Raw genomic sequence first — 8322 nt, forward strand, 5'->3', positions numbered from 1 at the left:
CGGGAGGCCCAGCGTCGCGGGCCCCACGACGGCGACCCCGAAGGCGACGGCGACGGCGGCGAGGGCGCGGACGGGGGTCGCGCGCGGACGAGGGTCGGCCAAGGAGTCAGCCATGCCTCGAGGGTGGCGTATCCAGCCGCACGACGCTGCGAACCACGTCACCGTCCTCGGCGTCCTCCCGGTCCCCCGCGCCGGCCGCCTCGGGCCCGTCGGGCTTCGCGGTCGCCGTCGCGGCGTCGCCCGCCGCCCCGTCCGAGCTGGAAGAAGTCCGCCGGGCGGGCGGCGGCACCGCCGGCCGGGCGACCAGGTCCGCTTCGTCGATGAGGTCGAGGGCCTCGACCCCCGCCGCGGCGCGCCGGCCCCGGCCGGCCCGCCAGCGCTGCACCGTCGCCAGCGTCGCGAGGGCCGCACCGCCGGCCGCCACCAGCGGCCAGACCCAGCGGTCCAGGTCCACGCCGGAGCGGGGGAACGTCGCGGCGTGGATCGCCGCCGCCTGCGCCTCGCCATCCGGCGCGAGCAGGTCGACGACGGGGGGGACCGGGCGCGGCGACGCGAACGTCCAGGGGCTCGCCTCGCTCCGGAACGCACGCCACGCGTCCTCCCCGAACGGGTCGTACACGCCGGTCACCGCCTGGACGCGGCGGAAGGGCGGCGTCGCGGCGCGTGGAAGCGTCACGACGACCGCGTTCCCGCGACGTTCCGCAGGCACCTCGACGCGCAGCCCGTCCCGCCCCCGCACCGCGACCGCGCCGTCGCCGTGGACGCGCACCGCCCACGTCCAGCCCCGCCCCGGCGGGAAGCGCAGGTCGGGCCCCGGGAGGGACGTCGCCCGCTCGCCCGCCCCCCCGTCCCCGAGGTAGACGTCGATCACCGGAAGCGTGATGCCGACCGGCAACGACGCGGCGTCCACGACGTCGGCCAGCTCGATGCGGACCTCGACCGGCACGGTGTCGCTCACCCCGACCTCCACCAGGTCGAACGGTGCGACCCTCGCGTACGCCGGCGCCTGGGGGGGGATCAGGTCCCCCGCGCCGTGCGCGTCCCCCGTCGGGTCCTGCACCAGCAGCGCCGCCAACGCGAGCCACGTCAGCATCACGCACCGACCTCCCGCCGGGGCGTGCGGCGCGCCAACGCCAGCAGGTGCTCCGCCGTGACGTCCGGATCGTGCTGCGCGTACGGGCCCGCTCCCAACAGCGCGGCGCGCCGAAGCGTCACGCCCGCCCCCGCGAACCGGGCCTCGTCGACGTCGACCGGGTCGGCCGCCTCCCCGCGGTACGCCGTGCGGCGCGCCGCGTCGAGCGGAGCGTCGTTCGCGAGGACGACGTCCGGCCAGCGACCCACGTGCCGCGCCAACGCTTCGGTGTGCGCGAAGGCGTCCATCCCGTCGGTCTCGCCGGCCTCCGTCATGATGTTCGCGACGTACGCGACCGGGGCGGACGTCGTCTGCAACGCGTCGCGGACCCCCGGCACTAGGAGTGGCGCGACGACCGACGTGAACAGGCTGCCGGGCCCCAGCACCACGAGGTCGGCGTCGCGGACGGCGTCCCGGACCTCCTGCGGCGTCGTGGGCGCCGTCGGGTGCAACGCCAACCGCTCGACGGGCCCCGCGACGCCGCGCAGGGCGCTCTCGCCCTCCACCCACCCGTCCGCCTTCCGGGCGCGCAACGTCACCGGCGTCGTCGTCGCCGGCCACACCGCGCCCGAGAGGTTCAGCATCCCGTTCAGGACGCGCGTCGCGCGAAGCAGGTCCCCCTCCACCTCCGACAGCGTGGTGATGAGGAGGTTCCCGAACGTGTGGCCCGCCAACGGGTCGCCCCGCTCGAAGCGGTAATCCATCAACCGACCCACCTCGAGCGCGTCGTCCGACAACGCCGCCAAACAGTCGGACAGATCCCCGGGCGCCGGCATCCCGAACGCGTCCCGCAACCGCCCCGACGACCCCCCGTCGTCGGCGACGGTGACGACCGCCGTCAGGTTGCTGCTGCCCCGCCGCAACCCGCGCAGCAACGTCGACAGGCCCGTCCCACCCCCGAACGCCACGATCCGCGGACCGCGCGACAACCGCAGGCGCGTGTGGACGACCTCCGCGGCGTCCTTGGGGCGGGGAAGCCAATGCGACAACAAACTCCGGTTCAACCCCAGGATCGCGCGGACCGTGACGACGCCCCCCACCAGCGCCACGCCCGCCGACGCCCACCCCCCGTGACGGCGCCACGCGCCGCTCGCCAGGACCCGCTCGATGGGGGCCGCGACGTCGCTCCGGGCGTCCGCCAACAACCACAACGCGGCCGCCACCAGCCCCGCGACGAGCACCAGCGCGCCCGCCACCGCGATCGACACGAACCGCTTGACGCCCATGCCGGGCACCGACCAGAGACGCAACCGCGTCCACGCGTCCGCCGGCGGCCGCGCCGCGGGCGGGGGGGACGGCGGGGGCGTCACGCCCGCTCCGCGCCGGACGCGTCCCCGCCGCCGTCGTGCTCCGCGACGGCGTCCGCCAGGTCGCGGTGGCCGGCCTCGACCGCGAACACGTCGGCGAGGTCGTGCGCCAAGCGTTCGGCGACCGCCACCGACCGGTGTTGCCCGCCCGTGCAACCGATCGCCACGGTGTAGCTGCCGCGTCCGGCGTCGCGCGCCGACGTCGCCAACTCGCGCACGAGATCCCGGAACCGGGCGTACGCGTCGAGACCGCCGTCGGCGAACACGTACGCCTGCACCGCCGGGTCGGTCCCCGGGCGCGGCGCGAGATCGGGATCGTAGAACGGGTTGCGCAAGCCCCGCACGTCGAGGACCGTGTCGACGTCGGTCGGGACGCCGCGCTTGTAGCCGAACGAACGGACGCGCAACGCGAACGCGTCGTCCCCCACGAGACGCTGCATCCGCGCGCGCAGGTCCTTCGCCGTCGCCCGGGTCGTGTCCACCACGACGTCCGCCCGGGAGCGCAGGACCGACAACGCTTCGCGCTCCTGCGCCAGGTCCTCGCTCAGGCCGCCGCGCTGCAGCGGGTGGGTGCGTCGCGTGAAGGAGTAGCGGCGGACGAGGGTGTCGTCGCGGGCGTCGAGGTACACGACGCGCGGGGCGTACCCCTCCTCCCGCAACGCGTCCAGCGCCGCCGCCGCGTCCCCGAGGAACGCCGCGCTGCGCACGTCGATCGCGATCGCCAACGCATCCAGACCGGCGGCGGCGACGTCGCGCGCCAACGCCGGCCACAACGCCGGCGGGAGGTTGTCGACCGCCAGGAACCCGGCGTCCTCGAGCGCCTGCAACGCCGTCGTCTTCCCGGCACCGCTCATGCCGGTGACGATGACGACCGTCACGGCGACCGCTCCGGTGGGCGGACGCGGCACGCCGCGACCGTGTCGCCCGTCCGCACGATCGCCGCGGCGTCGGTCTGCGCCAACAGCGCACCGCGACACACGGGGCTCGGGGCGTCCCCCCCGAGCCACGTCACGTACGGCGCGTCCGGCGGGCCCGCCTGCGCGAAGACCGCATCCTCCGCAGGGCGGTCGCGCACCGCGTCCTCGGCGGGCGCCTGCAGGACCTGCCAGCCCGCCTCCGCGTAGCGCAGCACGCCGCGGACGCCGTCCACCTCCACCCCGAACGACGGCACGCCCTCGGCCCGCTGCCGCCAGGCGTCGGGCGCGACGAAGCCGATCTCGCGGGCGACGCACGGCACGTCGGGGGGCGCGCCGTCGCTCGGGACGACCGCCGCGGCGTCCGCGCCCGCCGCCCGCGCGAGGTCGGCGACGAGGTGCGCGTCGGCGTCCGAGCCGAAGCACCCGACCCGAACGCGGTGCCACGTCACGCCGTCCCGGACGGTGGCTTCGACGTAGGCGGGCAGCGTTGCGTCGCGCAGGTCGGCGGCGACCGCTTCCGCCTGCGCGACGTCGGTGAGGGCGACCGTCTGCACCGACCAGACGTCGGTCGAGAACGGCCGGGCGTTCGCCGCCGCGAGGCCCGCGACCCCCACGACCGCGGTCGCGACGAGGGACGCCCAGCGGCGCCCGCGCGGCGTCACGCGCCCTCCACCCGCCGGCGGGCGTCCCGCCCGAACGCCCGAAGGATCGCCAACCCCGCGCGTTGCGACTTCTCGGGGTGGAACTGCGTCGCGTGCATCGCCCCGCGACTGACGGCGCTCAGGAACGTCGTCGGGCCGTACGTCGTGCGGCCGCCGACGAGGTCGCCCTCCTCGAAGGCGACGTAGTAACTGTGCGCGAAGTAGGCGTGCACCCCGTCGGGGACGTCGCGCAGGAGGGGGGCGTCGCCGACCCCGCTCACGGTGTTCCAGCCCATGTGCGGCACGCTGACGTCACCCTCGGGGAAGCGGCGCACCGTGCCGGCCAGCGCCCCGAGGCCCGGCACGCCGGGCGCCTCCTCGGAGCCCTCCATCAGCAGCTGGAGGCCGACGCAGATCCCCAGGAACGGCCGGTCGGCGTCGAGGTGGTCGCGGACGACGGGCGCGAAGCCGCTCGCGTCGAACGACGCGACGACCTGCCCGAAGTGCCCCTGGCCGGGCAGGACGAGGGCGTCCGCCCCCTTCGCGACCTCGGGATCGGCGCTCGTGATGGGCGCCAGGCCGGCCGCAGCGAGCGCCTTCGCGACGCTGTGCAGGTTGCCGGCCCCGTAATCGATCAGGACCGTTCGCACCTCAAAGGACCCCTTTGGTGCTGGGCACCGCGTCGCCCGTCACCCGCACCGCGTCGCGCAAGGCGCGCGCGAACGCCTTCGCGACCGCCTCGGCCACGTGATGCGTCTCGCGGCCCGCCAGGACCCGTACGTGGATCGTCGCGCCGGCGTGGTTCGCGAAGCCGCGGAGGAACTCCCGCAGGTGGTGGACGGTGAAGCCGTGCGCGTCCCCCTCGAACCCGCTCGGGTCGAACGCGAGGTACGGCCGACCGCTCAGGTCCACGACCACGTGCGCGAGGGTTTCGTCCATCGGGACCCACGCGTCGCCGTACCGTTCGATGCCGAGCGAATCACCGAGCGCGTCGCGCACGACGGCGCCCATCGTGATGCCGACGTCCTCGGCGAGGTGGTGGACGTCGACGCTGGCCTCGTCCCCGTGCGCCGTGACCTGCAACCCCAGGCGGCCGTGCCGCGCGACGGCGTCCAGCAGGTGGGCGAGGAACCCGTGCCCGACGTCGAGGCGGGCGTCGCCCCCGTCGAGGTCGAGCGCGAGACGCACGTCGGTCTCGCGGGTGGTGCGGTGACGATCGGCGGATCTAGCCACGGGGGGCCTCCGAAGGGACGGCCGCGTCGAGCGCGGCGAGGAAGGCGTCGTTCTCGTCCGGCGTCCCGACGCTGACGCGGAGCGCCCCGTCGAGGCCGGGGAGGTGGTCCTGCCGGCGGACGCGGACGCCGCGCGCCATCAACGCCTCGAACGTCGCGCCGGCCGCCGCGACGCGGAACGTCACGAAGTTCGTGACGGACGGGAGCGGATCGACGCCCGGCCGGGCGGCGAGGGCGGCGGCGAGGCGCTCGCGTTCGCGGCGCGCCTCCCGAATCGTCGCCTCGCGCGCCGCGCGCGCCTCGGGGTCGCGCAGCAGCGCTTCGGCGGCGGCGGCCTGCCAGGCGGACACGTTGAACGGCAGCGTCGCCTTCGCGAGCTCCGCGGCGGTCTCCGGATGCGTCAGGGTGTAGCCGAGCCGCAACGCCCCCAAGCCGTCGGCCTTGCTGAACGTCCGCAGGGACGCGCGGTCGCGGTGGCCCTCCACGTCGTCGAGGCGGTCGCGGCCGTCGAACGCCGCGTACGCCTCGTCGACGACCGTCATCCAGCCGTGGGCCCCGGCCGCGTCGAGCACCGCCCGGACGTCGTCGTCGTCGAGCCGGTGCCCCGTCGGTGCGGTCGGGTCGGCGAGGAACAACACGCCGGGACCCCGCTCGAGCGCGGCGGTGAGCGCCGGGACGTCCAGGCGGAAGTCGGGTGGCACGAGGGGGACGGCGACCGGCTCGGCACCCAACACGCGGGCCTGCGCCATATACACCGAGAAGGTCGGGACGACCGTCGCGACCCGGCGGCCGAGGCCTGCGGCGATCACCCACGCCTGGATCGCGACGTTCGATCCGGGGGTGACGACGACGCCGTCGGCGTCCCACCCGTCGCGCTCCGCGATCGCGTCCGCGAGGGCGCGGGGGCGAAGCTCCGGGTAGCGGTTCCACGCGACCTCCGAGACCCGCGCCAACGCCCGCTCCCGCACCGCCGGCGAAAGGTCGCGCGGCGCCTCGTTCTGGTCCAGCTTGACGTCGGCCTCGGCCGCCTCGAAGGCGTACCCGGGTTCCGCAAGCAGGTCGGGACGCAGCGCCATGCCGCGCATGCTAGCAGCCGGAGGGGCGTCCGCCCGCGTCAGCGGCGTTCGCCGTCGACGTTGCGTTCGGCCCGCTCGCGCGAACGCGCGATCGCCGGCGCGAGCTCCGGCTCGAGCGCCACCGCACGATCCCACGCCGCGAGCGCCTCCTCGAACCGCGAGAGGCCGTAGTACACCAGCCCCAGATTCAGGTGGGCGCGCGCATCCTCGGGCGCGTTCGCGACGGCGTCGCGCAACGTCGGCAGCGCCCGGTCGTACCGCCCCAAGCGCAGAAAGGCGAAGCCGAGGTCGTTCTGTACCGCGCCGCTGTCGGGGTACGCCGCCAACGCCTCCTCGTAGTACGCGACGGCGTCCTGCAGGCGATCGGTGCGTTGCAGGGCGTTGCCGAGGTAGGCCGCCACCAGCGGAGCGGACGGACCCGCGGCGTCGTAGGCGGCCTGGAGGGCCTCCACCGCTTCGGCGTTGCGGCCCTGCTCGAGCTGGGCCAGCCCCCGGTCGAACGCTGCGCGCGCCTCCGGGGGGAGGGGGTCGGCGTCGTCGCCCGCGACGCGGGCGCGCTCGTCGAGCCGGTCCAGGGTGCGCCGGGCCAGCGGCTGATCCGCGTCCAGGTCGAGCGCCCGCGCGAGCGCGTCGCGGCCCTCCGCCTCGCGGCCCGACGCGGCGAGCGCCGCGCCGTACACCGCCCACCGGCCCGCGTCGCGGACGCCGTCGCCCATGTCGGGGGCGAGCTCCGCCGCGGCGTCCGCCGCGAAGCCGGCCTCGAGCAACGCGACCGCGAAGTTGTAGCGGACGGTGGGGTCGTCGTCGGCGGAGGCGGCGAACACCGCACGCGCCTCCTCGAGGCGGCCCTGCTCGACGAGGGCCAACGCCCACGCGTTCGCGACGCGGGGCACGTCGGGCGCCGCGTCCGCGAACGGCGCGAGGACCGCTTCGGCGCGCTCCGCGTCGCCCGCGGCGCGCCACGACCGGGACGTCTCGACCGCCAGGCCGACGTCGTCCGGGAACCGCTCGCGCCCCTCCTGGAGCAGTTCCAGAGCGGCGTCGGGGCGGGCGCTGCGGAGGCGCGCCGCGAGCGCGTACGTCCCGGGACGGCGCGCCATCGGTGCGCGCAGGACCTCGCGGAGGTACGCCGCGGCGCCCCCCGCGTCGCCCGCCGCCAACGCCCGGTCCACGACGGTCGCGTGAAGGGTGGTCGCGTCGGGGAGCGCGTCGCCGGCGGCACGCAACACCTGAATGCCGCGCGCGCCCTCCGCCTCGTCGGCCAACCCCACGTGCGCCTCCAGAAGGCGCGGGTACGCCTCCAACGCCGCGCGGTACGCCGCGCTGCGTTCCGCGCCGTCGAGGAGGTCGGCGAGGCCGGCCCGAGCGATCGCGTGCGCCGGGTTGCCCTCGAGGGCGCGGCGGAAGGCGTCGCGGGCCTCCGCGTCGTCCCCGGCGCGGCGCGCGACGGCGCCGCGCACCGTCCACGCCTCGACGTCGGCGGGCTGGGCGTCGGTCGCGGTCCGCGCGAACGCGGCGGCGTCCTCGTGCGCGCCGACGAGGGAGGCGAGGCGGGCGCGTTCGGTCCACGCCCAACTACGGTCCGGCGCCAGTTCGGTCGCGGCTCGCAACGCCGCGGCGTCGGGCCGCCCGACGCGGGTCGCGGCGAGCCCGACGGCCTGCAGGCCCTCCACCGTCGGGGCGCTGCGCGCGACGGCGAGCGCCTCGGCCCGCTCGTCGGCCCCGACGGGAAGCCCGAGCAGGTCGATCGCGGCGGCGGTGACGGCCGGCAGCGCGGTGCGCGGGTCGAGGGGGGTGCGCACCTCCCGGACGGCGGTGCGGCCGTCGGGCAGCACCCCGCGGAGGGTGACGACCAGGGTGCCGTCGTCGCGCGCGAGGCCGCCCGCCAGGACGGCGGCGGCGTCGAAGCGGTCCACGAGCTCCGCGACGGCGTCCTCGCCGACGCGGTTCGCCTGGTCGGCGAGGCCCACCGCATCCCCGACCGGGGGCACGAAGACGCCGTCGACGACGTTGAGGC

At 76.6% G+C, this 8322-nt stretch carries 8 protein-coding genes; all 8 read right to left on the minus strand.

Going from position 1 to position 8322, the window contains the following annotated elements:
- Positions 1 to 106 precede the first annotated feature (106 nt).
- Complete coding sequence (locus RI554_09335; protein MDR9392216.1) at positions 107 to 1093, minus strand: glucodextranase DOMON-like domain-containing protein; 987 nt, start codon at positions 1091 to 1093, stop codon at positions 107 to 109.
- On the minus strand, positions 1093 to 2442 hold the full coding sequence (gene yvcK, locus RI554_09340; protein ID MDR9392217.1) for a uridine diphosphate-N-acetylglucosamine-binding protein YvcK: 1350 nt from the start codon (positions 2440 to 2442) through the stop codon (positions 1093 to 1095). The genes RI554_09335 and yvcK overlap by 1 nt, the downstream gene beginning before the upstream one ends.
- Entirely contained in the window at positions 2439 to 3347 is a 909-nt protein-coding gene (rapZ, locus tag RI554_09345) for an RNase adapter RapZ (GenBank protein ID MDR9392218.1), read from the minus strand. The genes yvcK and rapZ overlap by 4 nt, the downstream gene beginning before the upstream one ends.
- Positions 3314 to 4018 carry an SPOR domain-containing protein gene (locus RI554_09350; GenBank protein MDR9392219.1) on the minus strand — a complete coding sequence of 235 codons (705 nt, stop codon included), beginning with the start codon at positions 4016 to 4018 and terminating at the stop codon, positions 3314 to 3316. Before RI554_09350 ends, rapZ begins: the two co-directional genes overlap by 34 nt.
- Complete coding sequence (gene hisH, locus RI554_09355; protein MDR9392220.1) at positions 4015 to 4647, minus strand: imidazole glycerol phosphate synthase subunit HisH; 633 nt, start codon at positions 4645 to 4647, stop codon at positions 4015 to 4017. Before hisH ends, RI554_09350 begins: the two co-directional genes overlap by 4 nt.
- Position 4648: 1 nt before the next feature.
- Positions 4649 to 5230 carry an imidazoleglycerol-phosphate dehydratase HisB gene (gene hisB, locus RI554_09360; protein MDR9392221.1) on the minus strand — a complete coding sequence of 194 codons (582 nt, stop codon included), beginning with the start codon at positions 5228 to 5230 and terminating at the stop codon, positions 4649 to 4651.
- Positions 5223 to 6305 carry a histidinol-phosphate transaminase gene (locus RI554_09365; protein MDR9392222.1) on the minus strand — a complete coding sequence of 361 codons (1083 nt, stop codon included), beginning with the start codon at positions 6303 to 6305 and terminating at the stop codon, positions 5223 to 5225. Before RI554_09365 ends, hisB begins: the two co-directional genes overlap by 8 nt.
- Before the next feature lie 38 nt (positions 6306 to 6343).
- Positions 6344 to 8322: tetratricopeptide repeat protein (locus RI554_09370; GenBank protein MDR9392223.1), on the minus strand; the 1979-nt coding region annotated here is incomplete at its 5' end.

Source organism: Trueperaceae bacterium, assembly GCA_031581195.1.
GTDB lineage: Bacteria > Deinococcota > Deinococci > Deinococcales > Trueperaceae > SLSQ01.

Bases quoted from the DNA above. Each gene is read 5' to 3' on its own strand.
- RI554_09365 (MDR9392222.1), bottom strand. From the start codon at position 6,305: ATGGCGCTGCGTCCCGACCTGCTTGCGGAACCCGGGTACGCCTTCGAG.
- RI554_09335 (MDR9392216.1), bottom strand. From the start codon at position 1,093: ATGCTGACGTGGCTCGCGTTGGCGGCGCTGCTGGTGCAGGACCCGACG.